Consider the following 19,001-nt stretch of genomic DNA (forward strand, 5'->3'; position numbering starts at 1 on the left):
AACGCGCCAAACAAATACTGACTAAAACCCGCTATAGGTTTGTGCTAGTTCAGACAGCTCCGCAGCAGCTTCTCGAACATAAGATTCTGTTTCAGTAAGGCTTAAGGAGATCCCTTTTTCGACAATGTAAGGTACGGTAATACAGGCAATTACTTCCTTAGTTTTGCCTAGGAAAATTGGGAAGGACAAATCGATTAAACCAGACACAATGGGACTTTGAGATCTAGCATGACCTTTACTTAAAATCCTACCTATCAATTCTTCACATTCTTCACGATTAAAATCGTTATCTGATTTTTCGAATTTATTCAGGGATTCTTCCCGTGCTTTTTCTGGCATATAAGAAAGTAAAACTCTTCCAGAGCCGGTTTTATATAAGTCAAGGTGATGGCCGACTCGTACTGATAAACCGACAATGGCGGGACTTTGTACTCTTGCTATAACCACCATATGTTGCTGGTTGGCAACCGCGATATGGCAAGATTGTTTAATATCCCCGGATAGCTTGTGCATCACTGGAAATGCAGCCTCCACTAAGGTACCAACGGGAGGCACTTTCATACCTAAATCAAATAATTTATTTGTTATATGAAACGAGTCGCTTCCTTCGTTTCTGGATAAGTAGCCTCTATGTTCTAGTGCCGAAATCATTCTATATATTTCGCTTTTAGAGCGCTCTAATGTTGTTGAGATTTTGGCAAGTGACATCGGCTCTTTCACTTCCGCCAAAAGTTCTAGTATTTCGAAACCTTTTTCTAGGGCGGGAGCAGAATAACTGCGTTTCTTTTTCTCTTTCTCTTCCATTTGAAGAACAACCTCTAATTTATTTTGTATATAATATATTGTTTCATATTCCGTTAATGGTCAACTATCATTGTCATTTCTCAGTTTAAATTGTTAACGAAAGATTAACTACTTTGCCAAAATTCGAATCATAGGTCTGTTATCAAAAAGCGTATTTCAATTATTTAAAGTGTAAAAATCCATTATTTGTTAAATAAATGCTTCTCTAAACCCCTTCCTAACGTGTTGTTAATTAAATGTTTTATTTTTATTGCTGAATTATCTAAAAAAAATAACAAAAAAGACTGTTTTAAATGTGAAACATTGTTTACCATGTAAACATTAAGTAAATGAATGAACAAAGTTTATACAGGGGAACGCATGATGTCTTTGAATTTTCATAATAAGAATAAGCTAGCAATTGCCATATCAATGGCTGTTTTTTCAACAGGCGTGTTGAATACAAGCCTCGCTGCAGCTCAAGAGTCTCAAAAAAATGCTGAACAGCCAAGTGAAGTTGAAGTAATTGAAGTCCAGGGAATCTATGGTAGTTTAAAAGATGCCGCCCAAATAAAACGTTACGCGGATACCGTTGTTGATGCCGTTACGTCTGAAGATATTGGTGAGTTTTCTGACGACTCTATTGCTGGCGCTATTCAACGAATCCCAGGTGTTCAAATTGAAACGGATGATGCAGGTACGGATGGAGACCGGGTTTCGATTCGTGGTCTAGGACCAGAGTTCGTAAACTCGACTATTAACGGCCGCCGATTATTATCATCAGGTAACGAAGGTAAAAATTTACGTAAAATGAATTTTAATGCCTTTCCACCAAGTGTCCTATCAGGCGTTAGAGTGGTTAAAGGTTCTACTGCTAGTCGTCCTGAAAGCGGTTTAGCTGGCCAAGTCGATTTACAAACGATGAAACCTTTGGATCTTAGAAAATTAAGAAAAAAGGATATGTTTACGTCGGTTGGTGTTCGTACTGATATAAATGATATTGATGAAGAACCAGGAATTCGTTTTAACATAATTAGTGCATTTCGCAATGACGACAGTGATTTAGGCGGATACGTAGCGCTAGAAGCTAGTGATGAGCATAAATCGCGAGACCAAATGAGAATAAATTGGGGTGACAATTACTCAATTACTCAGGAAGTAAACGGTGAAAGTGAAACGGTAACAGCTAGAGCACCAAAAAATGTAACCTTCAATCCCATTCGTGAAACGCCAAGTCGTTTAGCGATTGCCACAGGTATTCAATATCAGCCAAATGCAGATATAGATATCAATTGGGATTTCATGTACTCCAACTACAATAACGAATCCACTCGTAATCAGTTTCAAATTAATATGAATCAAAATAAAGTGTGGAGCAACCCTGTATATGACCAATCTGAAGCAGGTAATCCTGGGATCGTTGTAGATGAGAATGGCACGGTTCGTTACGCTAATCTTGCTCAGTCAAATGTAGGTGCGGGTAGTGTGGCCGCCAGAACCACGGCAACCAAATACGATAATGAAACAACAAATTTAGTTACCGGTATCAATGTTGATTGGATATTTAGTTATGCTTTAAAAGGTAATTTTGACGCTTATTTATCGACACTCGATTACGAACAAGATCTACGTTTTGTTCGATTCGAAAAAGATTTAGACCCTAGTACGTTTATTTATGACGGAACGGGTAGCATAGCTTCGATAACGGCGCCAGATGCAGATATTCTTGAAGGTTATGAGTACTCCAGAGCAAGTATCAGACAGATTGCCGCTGAAGGTGAGAACTTTGGATTAACAGCAGATTTTGAATACGCATTTGACAATAATGACTTACTCTCATCGGTCTATTTTGGGGCTCACTTTGATAGAACAGATATCGATTCAAAGCGCTCTAATAGTGGCGCTTTAACCGATTTTGGCGATGAGATGTTAGGCGCTGCATTGATTGGCGATCGCTTACCTGAAGAGTTCATAGAGGGGGAAAATATTTCACCCTCTAGTTATCTGGTTCCACTTTATTCATCAGCCGTCACTATTGACCCAAGAATTGAAAGTTATAGTTGGGATGAGATTGGAGTTGATCCGGATCAGTCTTATGAAATGACAGAAGATATTTTTGCAATTTATGGCCAAGCCAATTTATACACAGAAGTATTTGGTTTGCCGTTAACCGGTAACGTGGGTATGCGTGCTGTTTATACAGATAATGAAGCAACTGCCCTGCAGGAAGTAGAAACTGAAAGTGGTGAAGTTACAGAAGGCTTAGTTACGACTCAAAGCGATTACTGGGAATATCTACCTAGTCTGAATTTAAATCTTGCTTTAAACGATGAAATGTCATTACGTTTAGGACTATCAAGAACAATGTCGCGTCCTGATTATCAAGATATCGCACCGATTAATAGAATCAAACTTGATATTGATGGAGATGATAATTCTGCAGTTATTGGCAACCCATCTTTGAACCCTATGACATCAGAGAATCTTGATGTTACGTTTGAATACTATTCGAAATATGATAGTGCATTCATATTAAGTGGCTTTTACAAAGAAATTGATGATTTCATCATCAAAGATACCTTGGTGGATCAAACTTTCGCGGGTTATGACGGCCTTTGGGAACTAACAACCAATATCAACTATTCAGATGGTACAGCCGAAGGGGTTGAGATCGGGTTATTGCAACCACTTGAAAAATTAGTGCCTGCATTGGCTGGTTTTGGTTTTTCTGTGAACTACACCTATGTTGATTCTAAGTTTGATAGAGAAAACGTGGGTGATGCTGGCTTTGGTTTTCCAGGTTCGTCCAAAGATAACTTTAACTTTGTTGGCTTTTACGAAGCCGATTGGTACAAAGTTAGAGTTGCCTACACCTATCGCGGATCGTTCTTTCGCTCTTTGGGAGGAACAGGTTCACAATCAAGCACTTCACGCTTTAGTGGCGAACAAGAAAAGCTAAACGTAAATGTTAGCTTTAAACCGATAAAAAATTTGTCGGTTAAGTTAAGTGCAAATAACGTAACTGATGATAAACGTCGTGATTTTTATGGCGATGAATCTACTTTCCTAGATTATTTTGATCGAGGAAGAACCTACTCTGCTTCATTAAAATATAATTTTTAGTGTTTTCTCAAGGTCTTTTATAAAACAAAATTATAATTAAAAAACAATAGTTTAGGGTAAAAAATGAACAATTTGAAAAATGTTTTTACGGTATCAGCACTTGCTTTAGCATTAACTGCTTGTGGTTCAGACTCTGACCACCAACTCAATGTAGAAGGTGGAGTCTCCATATCAGGTGAGACGACTTCGGGTCAAACCTTAACTGCACAAGTTCGTGATGTGAACGGTGTTAATGAGTCTGCGGTATCTTATCAATGGTTGTCAGCTGGTGTAGCAATACCTGGGGCGACGTCTAATAGTTATGTATTGGCCGATAGTGATATTGATAGCACTATTACGGTCACTGCGAACTATACCGATAATGATAGTTTTGATGAATCCGTTGTGTCAGCAGCCACTGAGGTGATCAAACCAATTATCTTAAATGTTGAAGGGGTTGTTGAAATTACCGGTACTGTGGAGTCTGGACAGGAGTTGACTGCTGTTATCACTGATGATAACGGCTTGTCACTACAAGGTGTCAGTTACGCTTGGCTAGCAGGCACAGATTCTATCGGCACCGATGCGCCGACAGTTACGCTAACTAACGATGAAGTGGGTAAAACGGTTACTGTGACGGTTACCTATGTTGATAATGACGGATTCGCGGAAGATGTAACCTCTGAAGCTACGACCAGCGTAGCGCCAACTCCACCTACAGATGCTGAGTTTTCAGGTGATTTGAGTGTTACAGTCACCTCTAATGAGGCTGAACCTGTTACCGGTACGGCGATTGTTACAGACCTTAATGAAGGGGAGAGTTCGTTCGAAGAGTTGAGTGATATAACAACAACTTACGGTATGTTTAGCATTACATCCAGCGGTGCTTGGACCTATACTTTAGATACCAGCAATGCAACGGTTGCAGGGCTGACGAGTACGGGTGATGATTTAGTCGATACGATTATGCTCAGTTCCTTTGATGGGACGGTAACTCCACTACTTATCACTATTACCGGTGCAGAACTAGTTGCAAATAATATACTAACAATTGCTGGTGTAGGACAAGTAAGAGTCCAAGTATCCGATACTGAAGCACAGGAAACTGATGCTGGAATAAGTACAAATAACGGAAAGCTTACCGTTGAGTCAGGTACATACAAATTTAGATTTAACGCTCAAGACGTTGATCCTGGAGGCTTTATAGCTTTATTTGGAGGAAAAAGTAACACCCCTAGACCCGTTGTGGAATTAAGGTTCGATGAAGGTAAACTGTTTGTAGACAATAACATAACTGATGACCTAATAGAGCTTGTACAGACCTATGTTGAGGGTGACTGGAATGATGTAGAAATAACTTGGGATACAGCACTGGCAACAGATACTATTGCCCCAATAGTTACTCTATCTATTAATGGTGAACCAGTAAGGTCAGTAGATGGCACTACAATTACAGCAGATACATTTGATTCTTTTACAAATAATCAAACGGATCTCAAAAATGGTATTAATATGGTAAAAATGAACATGTTAACGAATGCAGACGACGCCGTATTTCAGCTAGATGATATACAAATGATTAATAATCATGTTGATGCAGCGCCCACAGTCATTTTTGATGCCGATTTTGAAGACTTGTCTGCTGGTGATTCAGCTCCGGAACCTACTGATGAGGTACCGACTGGAGATTCTATATTTAATGCTAGTACAGATAATGCAATTGTTGAAACTGTGTTAGAAGGTGCGGAAGGTGCAGAAGTTGTTGCCAATAATGTTGTTAAAATGTCGGATACCAATATAGATACAAGTACGGGCGATACAGGTAACTTCTTTGGTCAAATAAATCCTATAGTTGCTGGCACACCACTCCAAAATGGAAAAATGACGTTTTCATTCAAAGTTGAGAAAAGTGCAACTAATTTCGACGATAACCCATCTTTCGCGGGACTTCAAAGCTCACGTGTAACCTTGTCTGGTGATGGTAATGCTAGATCATCATTACTTGAATTATATTTTGATGTACTTGGTGACAGCAATGAAAGTACCGAAGGTGTGATTGGTCTTCGTAACGATAATAAAACTTTGTTGCTTGACCAAACCTTTACTGTTGGTGATTGGGTTGATGTTGCAATAACATGGACTGGTGATGGTACAGTTACACCTACTCTAAATATATCAATCGATGGCGAAGTTGTGACTACTTCAGATGCATCGTTAACAATAACAGATGGTTCATTTACTTCGCTTAGTCAAGTTTCTGATAACGTATTAGGTGGTATGTACGGTGCTTCATTGAAATTAAGTGCAGGTGCTAATCCTGTAGTTGGTGCTGCTTTTTATGTTGATGACGTAAACATATATTCTGATGTAGCCGGCACTGTGTCAGTGTTCAGCGACGACTTTGAAGGTTTCGCTGAAGGAACTTATATTGATGGCGATGATGTTACTTATAAATCCAATTCAAATGATGCGGTTATCGTTACTGAGATGGTTCAGCCGTAGTTGTAAGTAGGTCCGATATTAGATTTTGTAACGTTTAATAAGAATTAAATAGCGCTATTTTTTATAGCGCTATTTTTATTTTAAATCTGATTATTTCTATAGCGTTTATGGAAAATATACAATGAAAACAAACAAAGTGCTCTTAACCCTTATTTCACTAACATTTTTTACCTCTAACTACGCAAGTAGTAATGAAAATAGTGATTTAATAAAGCCTAATGTCGTTATATTTTATGCAGATGACTTAGGTTGGCAGGATACAACATTAAATGATTTGGATGATCCAGTTGTTTGGGAAACTCCTAATATTGCAGCATTAGCAAAAGACGCGATTAATTTCTCTAACGCGTATTCTCCTGCTCCAACTTGTGGACCTTCTCGCGCTGCTCTATTAAGCGGTTTGCATCCGGCTAAAACAAACATAACCAATGTGGTTGGAGGGGAAGTTCCTAAGGCGAAAAAATCGGAAAAATACATTACCGCCTACTTTCCAAGTGGCCTGATGCCAGAGCATTTTACTATAGCTGAAGCATTAAAAATGAATGGCTACAGAACCGGCCATGTCGGCAAATGGCATCTTGGAAAGCTTCAGATCCAAAGTTCTAAAAATCAAGGTTTTGATTTTGTTAATGAGTCAAGAGGCGCACACCAAGGACCTAAAGGCGCGAATAACCGCGTAAACTATTTTGCGACCCATGATAAAAATGATAAATATCGTTTAAGTGACGAAAAGTATTACCCGTTCACAAAACAATCGCCTGAGGGAATTTCATATCCAACCGACGAAGTGACTGAAAGTGCGCTTGAATTTATGAGCAAAAACAAAGACGAACCTTTCTTTTTATACATGGCTCATTGGATGGTTCACTACCCAATTCACACTAAAAATCGAGAATTATTACAATATTATTCTGATAAATTGGGTATGGATTTTCCTACCGAAGATGTTGATATGACAAAGGGTGGACAAAACAACCCTTACTTTGGTGCGATGGTTACCACGCTAGATTGGAGTTTAGGACGTGTTGTTGATTTTTTAAAGAAAACTGACGACCCTAGAAATCCAGGGAAAAAATTATACGATACAACCTACATTTTTTTCTCATCTGACAATGGCGGTGCTGAAAAGCGTAGATTCGAAGTGATGTCTGATAATGCACCTTTGGATAAAGGCAAAAAATATACTCAAGAAGGTGGTATTAGAGTACCTATGCTGATTTCGGGACCAAATATTGGTAAAGGAAGAACAAAAGATGTGTTAATTAACCAGTTAGATTTCTTTCCTACACTGTTAAATCTTACTAAGAGTAAAATTCCAGAAAAATATAGCTCGGACTTAGATGGTTTAGATATTTCAGGTGTCTTAATCAATAATGACAATGACGTCAAAGATAGTAACGGTGATCCTAGAGAAGAGTTATGGTGGCATTACCCATTTGGTCTCGATTCTACCCAACAGTCTGCAATAAGATCAGGAGACTTTAAATTATATAAAAACTTTTTGAGCGGTGATTACCTGCTTTATCGGCTTTATAAAGATGGTAAACGAAACGACCTAGAAGAAATGCATAATATCGCTAAACAAGAACCTGAAGTTGTTAAAGACTTATCTCAACGATTAGAGAAATATCTAAAAGATTATGATGCAAAATACCCTTATAAAGATCCTACTAGATTCAATGATAAAGAGCATAAACAACAAGTAGCCCTTATTCCGAGTATTGTTAATGATAATTTTGATGCTAAGTCTCGCCAGGTTTCAGTGACATTAGCTAAGGGTAACACTGATGTTGTTGAGAGCTATGCCCTTATTAAAATATCTGACGAGGCTAAAGCAGATAAAAAAGCGAAGAAAAACAAAAAAGGTAAAAAAGGTAAGAAAAGTAAAGTTGCTTCCACGTATGTAAAAGTACCGGTAACTGTTACTGAGAATAAATTAGGTTACACCTATACGGTGCCTAAAGAGGCGCAAGAGTATGGTCTGATTTTAATTGATGAAAATCGTTTTATGGTAAAAAGTAAATTTCATCGATTAAATTAACCTGAATGTGTAATTCGTTTTCTTAAAAACCACTGCTAAGCAGTGGTTTTTTTTGCATCTCAGAAAAGCTGATAAGTATTTATTATTGAATAAAAACAATGCTTCGGGCACAGAGTGACAAGGAATAGTGGTTATTTATGGTCAGAACCTATGACTTAGATAATGCTAGGTGTAAATGACTCTCTGTGGGTTTTGGCGTAGCCAATATGATGACTTTCTCGCTATCTAGTTTTTATTTAATTAATCAAATATAAAATATTATTTCAAATATGATTTGATTATGTTAATCTTTTGTTATTAATCTCTCCCTAATGATTTAGGTGAAATCTTCCCAACGAGAAGTCAATAATGGATAAATTTAACCTTACTAAACGAGTAATTAGTCACAGCCAAAAAAACAGTGTGGCCTTTAAGCTATTGAGGTCCGTAAGAGTTTTTGGGGCTGTTAGCTTCATCAGCTTTGGTCTGGCAGCTTGTGGTGTCACGAACACTTCAAGTCATGGAACTGATTCGTCAGAGGCCGTGCTAGTAAAGCAACCTAACATCATTTATATCTTTGCAGATGATTGGGGATGGGGAGATCTAAGTGTTCATGGAAATAAACAGGTCAAGACTCCCAATATTGATAAATTAGCTGCAGAAGGAACGGATTTTTATCAGTTTTCAGTGAGCAGCCCAGTGTGCTCTCCAAGCCGCGCAGCAGTTATGACGGGGCAGTTTCCGTCAAGAAATAACGTTAATCAACATTTTGCAACTATTGAGCATCACCAGCGTGCTGGCATGCCTGATTGGCTTGACCCAACAGTTGAAATGCTGCCGCGCACTCTCAAAAATGCGGGCTATGCCACTGGCCATTTCGGTAAATGGCATTTAACTAATGTTCAAATTGAAGATGCGCCATTGCCAAGCGAATATGGTTATGACGAATACGCTGCATTTAATTTACCTGGCTACAATATGCCGCCTTCCGAGACAGCCACACGGGCCATTGATTTTATTAAACGCCATAAAGATCAGCCATTTTTTGTCAACCTGTGGATACATGAGACTCACACGCCCCATTACCCAGAGCCTGCGTTAATGAAAGAATATGGGCACTTAAATGAACAAGACATGTTGTACTCAGCCATTATTGCTGCTGGAGACCGTGATGTCGGGAGAATTATGGCGTTACTTAAAGAGCTGGGTATTGATGATAATACCTTGGTCATCTTTAGCTCAGATAACGGTCCGGAAGTTACCGGAGAAAGAAAGTTCATGGATGATGATTCAACCGGCCCAGGTTTTGGAACCTATTATTCTGTGGGAAAAACTTTAGGATTAAAAGGCGCAAAACGTTCGTTATATGCTGGTGGCGTGCGGGTTCCTTTTATTGCTCGTTGGCCAGGTGTTGTGCCTGCTGGCGCTATCGATAAAACCTCGGTGTTAAATGCGGTTGATTTACTTCCTACCTTTGCTGCCCTTGCTGGTGCTGAATTACCCGCAGAGTTTGTGTCTGATGGAGAAAACATTCGTTTGGCACTAGAAGGAGAAACCTTCGAACGAAGTAAAACCTTATATTGGGTTTGGCCGCCGGGTAAAGCAAGTAAGAGCACCGCCACTGCTAACTGGCCAAATTACGGTATACAAAAAGGGGATTGGAAACTGTTAGTTAATGACAGTCTTGGTGTTGAGGAGTTATACCAAGTAAAACAAGACTGGTATGAAAAAACCAATGTTGCTGCTTTACACCCTAAGGTGGTAGCAGAGCTTCGTGCTGAAATACTGAGCTTACAACAACAGTTTCCGGAAACTGTCCCAGCCCATGTTAAATCGACATTGCGTGGTCAACAATAATCATGGCTATTAATAAATTACCCTTGAATACAGCTGGTAGTCAGTTCATTACCCTTATTGTCACTATGATGCTTGCACTTGTGTACGGTGACGCATTTGCTAATAGCTTAGCAACACAGCCCAAAACACAACCTAATATCGTGCTCATCTTTGCTGATGATATGGGATATGGCGATATCCAGGCTTATAATCCTGAAAGTAAAATTGCCACGCCTAATCTAAATAAAATGGCTGAAGAGGGCGTTTCTTTTAGCGATGCACATTCATCTTCAGCCGTATGCACTCCATCTCGTTATTCATTATTAACTGGCAGATACGCATGGCGTACCCATTTAAAACGGGGTGTGCTGCGAGGTCATTCACCGGCTCTCATTGAATCTGACCGAACCACCATAGCCTCTATGTTAAAGTCGCAAGGGTATAAAACGCTAGCGGTGGGAAAATGGCATCTGGGTATAGGTTATGCGGAAACCGATTACTGGAGTCAGTTGACTCGGGGTCCTAACTCCGTTGGCTTTGACTATTTTTATGGGATACCGGCTTCTTTGGATATGGAACCCTATGTGTTCATCGAGAATGAGAGCTTAGCGACTCCATTAACTGGAAAAATTGTTGAGGCGAGCCAATTTCGCCGCAGTGATGGAGAAGGATTTTGGCGAAAAGGGTTAATTGGCGATGGTTTTGATCACCAAAGTGTTTTACCCACTCTCACCCAAAAAGCCCTAGAACAAATTCAATTAGCGTCGAAATCAGCCGACAACAAACCTTTCTTTTTATACTATGCGCTACCTGCACCACACACACCTTGGTTGCCAAGTAAAGCCTCCCAAGGGAAGTCTGGCGCTGGCCATTACGGAGATTTTGTAATGGATGTGGATAATCTGGTAGGGCAGATTAATGCTGAACTTGATCATCTAGGCATTGCCGAAAATACCATTGTTATTTATTCCTCAGATAACGGTGCCCATTGGACTGAAACTGACAAGCAAAAATATCAACACTACGCCAATGGTAAATTGCGTGGTCAAAAAGCGGATATTCACGAAGGTGGACACAGAGTGCCTTTAATCATTAATTGGCCGAATAAATTTGTGGCAGGAAAAGTAAGCTCATCGCTAGTGGTGCTGAATGATTTGTTGGCTACAGTGGCTTCTATTACAGGTGCAAATGTTGAGGAGCTTGCAAGTGTAGACAGTGTCGATTTTTCTTCTGAATTAGTGTCAGAACAAGCAACAGATTACGATCGTGGTGCCGTTATCCATCACTCACACAGAGGTATGTTTGCTATTCGAAAAGGTGATTGGAAACTTGTGGAAGGTCAGGGTAGTGGCGGTTTCACTCGAGTTAAACCAGACGGTCAAGCAATGCAGTTATATAACCTGAAAGAAGACCCAGCTGAAACCACTAATCTATTTGAAAAACACCCTGAAATTGCTAAACAATTGTTGGCAGAACTTGAGAAAATTAGAAGTCGTTCCTATTGAATATGCTTAGCCCTTTGCAATGTAAAAAAGTTCTATATTTGAAACTGCAAGGCATCATATGTTAAAAATATTTCTATTTTCAATGGCTATGCTACCGATGCGATTTCACCTGAACGGGTGGCAACGTGGAAAAATCCAGAAGGCGGATTTGTACATGCTTTATATCGTGCTCGCTGGGGCGGCATGCACTATTGGATTGAAGATAATGAGCTAAATCGCGTAGCGCTATTTCCTCATGAGGGGGCCGCTTTATATTTTGGGGAGAGTGTGGTTGTAGAAGGGCACTTTAGCGTTTCAAGTTCACAAGGGCGACGATTAAGGCTGACGAAAATTAAATCCGTTCTACAACCGCAAATAGTGACTGATATTGATTAAAAAATCTGCTCGAAACCGACTGTTTTAGTCATCCAATGACAATACGACAGTTTCTTCACCGTTACGCCAAGTGATGACCCTTGTATCTGCATCGTTTATCACGCCATCAAAAACGGCTTATCTTCTTTAGCATAACCATCTAATAGATTAATCGCTTGGTTAGTTAGACGTTCAGTTAAATATTCGCCTTCTTCTCCATCACTTAAACGAGGGTTTTTATGAGGTGAAAAATAACCCCGTGGACTGCCTGCAGAATAACCGCCAACATTGACGTTAAAGCCATGACTTTCTGGCCAATATTTTTCTTCGTCACCTAAATGCCATTTTCCTAAAAAGGCGGTTGAATAACCATTTTCTTTGAAGGTTTCTGCCAATGTTTGTTCTTCTAAGGCTAAATAACTTTTTATTGGAGCAGGAATGAAGTTTCCTGCTCGACGTTTACGATTGTTATGTATGAAAAAGTCAGTGCTATCCACTCTTGATGGATGCAGCCCTGTCATCAAGGCATAATGCGATGGGCTGCACACAGGATTGGCGGCATAACCATTAATAAATTTTGTTCCACTTAACGCTAATTGATCAATATTGGGGGTTTCCTAAAAAGAATTTTGGTTATAAGCCTTAATGTCCGAATAACCTAGATCATCGACCAGTATAAACACCACATTACTGGGTTTGTTAGTTTCGATAAGCGCATCAGGGCTATCGGTATTTTGTGCTGTTGCACTAGACTCTACTTGCTCACTGCAACCCATCAGTAAATAGCCTATGACAATCGATACGATCATTTTTTTCATGTTTATTCCTTTTACTTGACAAATTTCTGCAGGGCCTAAGGCCGTATTGACCTGCTGATTTTGTTCCCTCCCTTCATTGTAGAGTGACAATGACTGACAAAACGTTTATGTGCACAGACCTATCTCAATAATGTGTAGAGTGTAAGATAATTAAACGCTATACACTTCGCCTCGCTACAGATGTCTTTTAGGATAGTTTTGCAAATAAACATTTTGCAAATGTTAAAATAATGTGACATTCTCTGATTTTCTTTATAAATGCAACAATGGTTTATATATAAAACAAGCGCTATTGCACTTAATCTGAGAATATAGGCACACTTCACATGAAAAATAACATTAATAATAAACGGTTTAACCCAAACAAACTCTCATCTGTCATTAAGTGTACGCTAGGAATTGCGGCGATTGCAGCTTTGCAACTTCCATTAGCGACTGGCGCTGTGGCACAGGAACAAAATAATGACGAAAGCAGCGGAGCAAAAGAACCTGAAGTTATTACTGTATCGGGAGTACGCAGTAGTTTAGATGCAGCCCGTGACATAAAACGCTTTGCTAACACCGTTGTTGATGCAATTTCTGCTGAAGACATAGGGCAGTTTACTGATGACAGTATTGCTCAGGCTATTCAACGCATTCCTGGCGTACAAATTGAAACAGATGACGCCGGAACTGATGGTGATCGCGTGTCTATTCGTGGCTTAGGCCCTGAATTCGTGAACTCAACAATTAATGGTCGTGTTTTGTTATCTTCAGGTAATGAAGCGCGGAGTTTACGTAAAATGAATTTTAACGTATTTCCACCTAGTGTGTTGTCTGGTGTTGAAGTGTCGAAGGGGCAAACGGCTACTCGCCCTGAAAGTGGTTTGGCTGGCCAAGTAAATTTACAAACCTTACGTCCCTTGGATGTTAAGAGTTTAGAATCAGGAGATGTTACTGGTAAAGTTTCTTTACGCTATGAATACGAAGATCTGGTTGGCGGTACAGGAACGCGCCTAAACGGCCTAGTAATGGGAAAAAATGATGAAGGTAATTTAGGTGGTTATGTTGGATTAGTAACATCTAAATCAGAACAGAATCGCGATCAAGTACGCTTAAATAGAGTGTCAAGAAATATACGTGTTGATAACGATGGTGATGGTGTTCAAGATGAAATCTTCAATGGTATTGATGTTCCTTCGTCATTGAGTATGAACCCTATTCGTAGTGAGCCAGAAAGGACTGCAATAGCGGCTGGTGTACAATATAGAAACGATAGCAATCTAGAGATTGTTTGGGATATGATGTATTCCCAATATGATAATAAGTCTCATAGAAATCAAGCTCAATTAATATTTACCCCCAGTTGGGCGGCAACTGTGTTTGATGGCAACAACGTTGAAATAAATGATCAAAATTTGCTGACAGCTATAGACTACAATAATTATACTGCTGGTGGCGCAGTAAATGGACGTGTAGCGTCAATGAAGTTTGACAACAATACCGAAAACCTCATTACTGGCCTTAATTTTGATTGGCAACTTGAACGCACTAATGTCAATTTAGATTTTTATTACTCTGAAGTAGATTATGCGCAAGATTTACGTTTTAGCCGCATGCAAAAGTCTTTAGATAAATCAACTATTAATATGACCTTGGACGGCGAAGTACCTATTGTTAATATTGAGGGCTTTAATGATCCAGAAGGCTACGTATATCTTCATTCAATTGTGCGTGAAATCGAACTAACAGGCGAAAACTTCGGCGTGACTTTATCTTTATCAACTGACATTGATAGTGATTTCATTAGTTCTGTAGATTACGGCGCAAGCTATTCAACTACCGATATAGATTCGGCGCGTTCAACCGCTCCATCGCAAAATGCCCCAGAGTTATCTGCTGCAGTGGTAGCTAATGCCTTAACAGACGAAATCACTCCTGATGACTTTTTGAGTGACGTTGGTTTTGAACCTTCAAGATGGCTTCAGTTCGATTTAGCCGATGTAGGCGCTATTCATCCCTATGTAACCGAAACAACATTTGACGATATAGGCTTTGATCCAGAAGCTTCTCATCGCAGCAAAGAAGATATTATCTCTTTTTGGGGACAAGCGAATTTTGACTCTGAAATAGGTGATATCTCGTATCGTGGTAATGTTGGACTTCGTGCAGTATTAACTGATCATTCAGCTACTGCAGGCGTAGTTGTAGACGGAGCGCCGGCTGTAGATCAAACAACTGGAGGCGATTATTGGGAGTATTTACCTAGCGTGAACGTTAACTTCGCTTTAACCGATGAATTAGCCTTACGTGTGGGTTTCTCTAAAACACTTAGTAGACCTGATTACGAAGATGTAGCACCTATTATCAATGTGAACGAGCCTGAGGAAGGGGAAGAGGATGTAATTGGTAGTGCTAGATCAGGTAATGTTAATTTGAATCCTATGACAGCGTACAACTATGACATTACTCTAGAGCACTATAATGAGTACGATGGCGCTGCTGTATTGAGTTTTTTCTATAAGGACGTGAGTAATTTTATTATTGACGACACCTTGAATGAAGTGAGCATTGATGGTTTTGATGGCTTCTTTAATTTAACAACGCCTGTTAACTTTTCTGATGGCGAAGCGAGTGGTGTTGAAGTGGGTATTTACCAGCCGTTCGATAAGTTAATCCCAGCTCTAGAAGGCTTTGGTGTTTCAGCTAATTATACTTATGTAGATAGTTCTTTTGACGTTGATGTCGGTGATTCTGGCTTTGGCTTTCCCGGTTCTTCGCAGGATAATTTCAATTTTATAGGCTTTTACGAAACTGAATTATATACGATAAGATTAGCATATACATATCGTGGTGATTTCTTTAGAAGCCTTGCTGGAACAGGTGCACAAACTGATACAGCTAGGTTTACAACTGCCAGCGAATCATTGGATATGAATATATCGTACCGTCCTACAAAGACTTTTATGCTGCAGTTCAATGCGAGTAATTTGACTAAAGACAATCGTCGTGACTTTGTTGGTTATGAAGAAAACTTCTTAGATTACTTCGAGCGCGGTCGTCAATATGCGTTAACCGCAACTTATAAATTTTAATTAAGGTTAGTTATACCCCTAAGCACTTTATTTATGCTTAGGGAAATTTTTATTTGTACAGAATATAAAAATAAGCATGCATAAAAGGAACGGAGACACATTTAATGAAACAATCTAGACGAGTGTTTTTAAAATCAATAAGTATGTTGGCGGCAAGCACTGCACTTCCATTAAGTTCTTTTGCCTTTGGTAAAGGAAATGAAAAGCTAAAAGTGACCTTAGTAGGTACTGGATTCCGAGGGAATAGTTTTTGGGGAAGACGTTTAGTGGGCAAGTATAGTGATATCCTAGAGTTTGTTGGTTTATGTGACAAAAACCCTGGTAGGCTGGCTTATGCCAAAGAATTCATTGGCGCAAAATGTCCTACTTTCACTAATTATGTCAAAATGATAAAAGAGACCAAGCCCGACTTGGTAATTGTTTGTACCAACGATTCAAATCATCATGATTTTATCATCAAGGGCTTAGAAATGGGCTGCGATGTACTCACTGAGAAACCTTTAACAATTGATGAGGATAAGTGTCAGGCTATTTTAGATGCAGAGCGTAAATCTGATAAAAAGCTTATTGTTGGCTTTAATTACCGTTGGAGTCCATATACCACTAGAATAAAGGAACTGCTTAGAGAAGATACTATTGGCAAAATCACTTCTGTGGATTTTAATTACTATTTGAATACAAGTCATGGCGCTTCATACTTTAGACGGTGGCACGGTTTGAAAGAAGAAGGTGGTACTTTATTAGTGCATAAATCAACCCATCATTTTGATTTGATGAACTGGTGGTTAGATTCAGAGCCTGAAGAAGTTTTTGCCTATGGCGATTTAGAATTCTACGGTGCTAATGGTCCTTTCAGAGGCAAAAATTGCAGAGAATGTAACTTTAAAGATAAGTGCGATTTTTATTGGGATATTAGCAAAAGTAAGCGAATGACCGATTTGTATGTTAATCATGAACAACACGATGGCTATATTCGAGACAATTGCTTATATAGACCAGAAATAAACATTTACGACAAAATGTCTGCACAAGTTAAATATGCTAATAACGTGGTGATGAACTATTCATTAACTACCTATTCGCCATTTGAAGGCTACAGAGTGTCATTTAATGGTACTAAAGGGCGCATAGAGGCTTGGAGAAAAATTCCTTATCTTCAAAAGGCTCATATAGACCAAGAGAATTTGCACAAAGAAGAAATGGACCAACACAATGATGCAATGATTCAAGAGCCGCTTATTATTCATAAACTATGGAACGAGCATGAAACTGAAGTTGTAAGCTCTGAAAGAGGAGGGCACGGCGGCGGAGATGGTCGATTGCAAGATAATATTTTTGTAAACGCTAATACTAAAGATGAGTTTGATAGGTCGGCTGGTGTACGAGATGGTGCTATGTCTATTTTAATTGGTATTGCGGCAAGAAAAAGTATTGAGTCTGGGAAGCCAATTCAAATTAAAGACTTAACAAGCCTTGTACCAAAAGCAAAAAGGTCGGTTTAAATTCTACACATCACCCACATTGGATATCAAATATAATCTAAGTGCTTGTATAGTTTGCAATCTAATTGATTCAATGTAACATCACAAACCATTGTAAGTAGGCTGTAATTTAGCTGCTTTAGCCATAAAAAAAGCCGACACAATGTGTGGGCCAAAAAATTGCTCAATGGTTGTGAACCTTTGAAAATACGAAAAAATTAACTGCTTACTTCGTATAGAACGTATTATAGCTATTGGTTAAAAGGAAAGAAAACAGCGGGGATTAGTCCAGAACTGACACCCGTGAAAAATATTAAATCGTCGAGGTTGTCAATTTTATTCCGACGTTGACAAATTTTGCTCGATTCACAATGTGAGTCGAAATGGCGCTGTGAATGATACCGGTAACCGGATTACTAAGACTTTGCCTAATTCGCTAGGATATCTGACCAATAGCAATCGTAAAAGCATAGGCAGGCTGAAAACCCTTTGACGAGTTGGATAACCCAAATCAAGTTTGGGATGACGAGGATTTTCTTGGGGCAGCAATAGGTCAGAAAAGGCCGATAAAAGGTATGGTAGTAAGTTACGCATTCCCGCTTTTAGAGCCAAACGACTAAATACATTTAACTATATTAAATTAAAATAACGACTTGGTTTTTATGTTCTAATAATTAAGGGTCAGACCTCTCATCGGTGGATTTGGTTCATTTTCCCACCATTCGTTTGGTCCACCAGATGTACCACCAACACTTGTTACTGGCCCATTATCAGACGTAAACATAATCAAGGTGTTATCACTCAAACCTTTTTTATCTAATTCTTTCATCAATTCGCCAAGGACGTAATCCACTTGACTTATATTGCTAAAGTACTCCTTATGTTTATCACTTTCATTTGGGTAAAGTTCTGAAAACTTAATATCAGTCGCGATGGGTTTATGTGGTTCATGAAACCACATCGACATAATAAATGACTTACTTTTCTCTCTGCTCTCTTCTAACCATCTGATTGGGGTTTTTATGACTAGGGATAGCATTATTTTGTGTAGCAAACCAATAGTCAAAGCCATGATCACCTGGGGCAGGATAGTCGCCTTTGTTAAATTGATTTTTAGATAGCAGATGCCACTTTCCAAAATGCGCTGTTGTATAACCCGCCTCTTTAAAAAGTGTTGGATAGGTTATTTCACTCCTACGTAAATGAGCTTTGTGATGACCAGATAAATGACGCCATACGCCATTACGGTATGGTGTTCTGCCGATTAGAATTGACGACCGTGCTGGAGAGCAAACACCTGCAGATGAATATCCATGGGTAAACTTAGCTCCTTGAGAAGCAAGCTTATCTAAATGTGGCGTTTTGATTTTAATGTGTCCATAAGTTGCTGAATCTCCCCAGCCCATATCATCTGCCATTACGACGATAATATTTGGTTTGGATGTCACATCATCAAAGGCAAACCCCGCGAAATGTCATGCATATAAGATAACCCCTGAAATATAAAATTTTTTCATATAGCTCTT

13 protein-coding genes and 1 pseudogene are annotated in these 19,001 nt (G+C 39.2%); 8 read left to right on the forward strand and 6 right to left on the reverse strand.

Annotated features, from left to right (window positions below):
• Window positions 1–21: 21 nt before the first annotated feature.
• Window positions 22–804, reverse strand: coding sequence for an IclR family transcriptional regulator (locus ABJV04_RS07940; RefSeq protein ID WP_348490914.1), 783 nt, complete (start codon window positions 802–804; stop codon window positions 22–24).
• A 333-nt stretch (window positions 805–1,137) separates the two neighbouring features.
• Between ABJV04_RS07940 and ABJV04_RS07945 the strand changes: the two genes are divergently transcribed.
• From ABJV04_RS07945 to ABJV04_RS07970, 6 genes are all read left to right on the forward strand, one after another.
• Window positions 1,138–3,906: a TonB-dependent receptor gene (locus ABJV04_RS07945; RefSeq protein ID WP_348490915.1), complete on the forward strand. Its 2,769-nt coding sequence runs from the start codon at window positions 1,138–1,140 to the stop codon at window positions 3,904–3,906.
• A 63-nt stretch (window positions 3,907–3,969) separates the two neighbouring features.
• Complete coding sequence (locus ABJV04_RS07950; RefSeq protein WP_348490917.1) at window positions 3,970–6,387, forward strand: VCBS domain-containing protein; 2,418 nt, start codon at window positions 3,970–3,972, stop codon at window positions 6,385–6,387.
• A 121-nt stretch (window positions 6,388–6,508) separates the two neighbouring features.
• Window positions 6,509–8,428, forward strand: a complete 1,920-nt coding sequence (locus tag ABJV04_RS07955) for a sulfatase (protein ID WP_348490918.1) — start codon at window positions 6,509–6,511, stop codon at window positions 8,426–8,428.
• A 348-nt stretch (window positions 8,429–8,776) separates the two neighbouring features.
• Complete coding sequence (locus ABJV04_RS07960; RefSeq protein WP_348490919.1) at window positions 8,777–10,264, forward strand: sulfatase-like hydrolase/transferase; 1,488 nt, start codon at window positions 8,777–8,779, stop codon at window positions 10,262–10,264.
• A 2-nt stretch (window positions 10,265–10,266) separates the two neighbouring features.
• Window positions 10,267–11,748 carry an arylsulfatase gene (locus ABJV04_RS07965; RefSeq protein WP_348490921.1) on the forward strand — a complete coding sequence of 494 codons (1,482 nt, stop codon included), beginning with the start codon at window positions 10,267–10,269 and terminating at the stop codon, window positions 11,746–11,748.
• 117 nt (window positions 11,749–11,865) lie between these two features.
• A complete protein-coding gene (locus tag ABJV04_RS07970) occupies window positions 11,866–12,123 on the forward strand; it encodes a hypothetical protein (RefSeq protein WP_348490922.1) in 258 nt (85 codons plus the stop codon).
• A 27-nt stretch (window positions 12,124–12,150) separates the two neighbouring features.
• On the opposite strand, the pseudogene ABJV04_RS07975 reads toward ABJV04_RS07970, so the two are convergent.
• The 3 genes and pseudogenes from ABJV04_RS07975 to ABJV04_RS07985 form a co-directional block, all read right to left on the reverse strand.
• Window positions 12,151–12,225 (reverse strand): annotated as a pseudogene (locus ABJV04_RS07975) (type II toxin-antitoxin system prevent-host-death family antitoxin); the annotation flags it as partial.
• On the reverse strand, window positions 12,222–12,707 hold the full coding sequence (locus ABJV04_RS07980) for a sulfatase-like hydrolase/transferase (RefSeq protein ID WP_348491042.1): 486 nt from the start codon (window positions 12,705–12,707) through the stop codon (window positions 12,222–12,224). The gene ABJV04_RS07980 and the pseudogene ABJV04_RS07975, both read right to left, overlap by 4 nt.
• A gap of 12 nt (window positions 12,708–12,719) precedes the next feature.
• Entirely contained in the window at window positions 12,720–12,920 is a 201-nt protein-coding gene (locus ABJV04_RS07985) for a hypothetical protein (protein WP_348490923.1), read from the reverse strand.
• 326 nt (window positions 12,921–13,246) lie between these two features.
• Here ABJV04_RS07985 and ABJV04_RS07990 point away from each other — a divergent pair, with 326 nt between their 5' ends.
• Together ABJV04_RS07990 and ABJV04_RS07995 are read left to right on the forward strand one after the other, a co-directional pair.
• On the forward strand, window positions 13,247–15,994 hold the full coding sequence (locus ABJV04_RS07990; protein ID WP_348490925.1) for a TonB-dependent receptor: 2,748 nt from the start codon (window positions 13,247–13,249) through the stop codon (window positions 15,992–15,994).
• 104 nt (window positions 15,995–16,098) lie between these two features.
• Window positions 16,099–17,496 (forward strand): Gfo/Idh/MocA family oxidoreductase, encoded by a 1,398-nt coding sequence (locus ABJV04_RS07995; protein WP_348490927.1) that lies wholly within the window; start codon window positions 16,099–16,101, stop codon window positions 17,494–17,496.
• A 646-nt stretch (window positions 17,497–18,142) separates the two neighbouring features.
• Here the strand turns inward: ABJV04_RS07995 and ABJV04_RS08000 are convergent.
• Together ABJV04_RS08000 and ABJV04_RS08005 are read right to left on the reverse strand one after the other, a co-directional pair.
• Window positions 18,143–18,442, reverse strand: coding sequence for a sulfatase-like hydrolase/transferase (locus tag ABJV04_RS08000; RefSeq protein ID WP_348490929.1), 300 nt, complete (start codon window positions 18,440–18,442; stop codon window positions 18,143–18,145).
• A gap of 10 nt (window positions 18,443–18,452) precedes the next feature.
• The gene (locus ABJV04_RS08005; RefSeq protein ID WP_348490931.1) at window positions 18,453–18,923 is read right to left on the reverse strand and encodes a sulfatase-like hydrolase/transferase; all 471 of its coding nucleotides are present in this window, start codon (window positions 18,921–18,923) and stop codon (window positions 18,453–18,455) included.
• Between the last annotated feature and the right edge of the window lie 78 nt (window positions 18,924–19,001).

The organism is Aliiglaciecola sp. (assembly GCF_039982535.1).
GTDB lineage: Bacteria > Pseudomonadota > Gammaproteobacteria > Enterobacterales > Alteromonadaceae > Aliiglaciecola.

Coding starts and splice junctions, on each gene's coding strand:
- ABJV04_RS07990 (WP_348490925.1), top strand. CDS start 13,247: ATGAAAAATAACATTAATAATAAACGGTTTAACCCAAACAAACTCTCA.
- ABJV04_RS07950 (WP_348490917.1), top strand. CDS start 3,970: ATGAACAATTTGAAAAATGTTTTTACGGTATCAGCACTTGCTTTAGCA.
- ABJV04_RS08000 (WP_348490929.1), bottom strand. CDS start 18,442: ATGTCGATGTGGTTTCATGAACCACATAAACCCATCGCGACTGATATT.
- ABJV04_RS07965 (WP_348490921.1), top strand. CDS start 10,267: ATGGCTATTAATAAATTACCCTTGAATACAGCTGGTAGTCAGTTCATT.
- ABJV04_RS07985 (WP_348490923.1), bottom strand. CDS start 12,920: ATGAAAAAAATGATCGTATCGATTGTCATAGGCTATTTACTGATGGGT.
- ABJV04_RS07960 (WP_348490919.1), top strand. CDS start 8,777: ATGGATAAATTTAACCTTACTAAACGAGTAATTAGTCACAGCCAAAAA.
- ABJV04_RS07945 (WP_348490915.1), top strand. CDS start 1,138: ATGAACAAAGTTTATACAGGGGAACGCATGATGTCTTTGAATTTTCAT.
- ABJV04_RS07940 (WP_348490914.1), bottom strand. CDS start 804: ATGGAAGAGAAAGAGAAAAAGAAACGCAGTTATTCTGCTCCCGCCCTA.
- ABJV04_RS07995 (WP_348490927.1), top strand. CDS start 16,099: ATGAAACAATCTAGACGAGTGTTTTTAAAATCAATAAGTATGTTGGCG.
- ABJV04_RS07955 (WP_348490918.1), top strand. CDS start 6,509: ATGAAAACAAACAAAGTGCTCTTAACCCTTATTTCACTAACATTTTTT.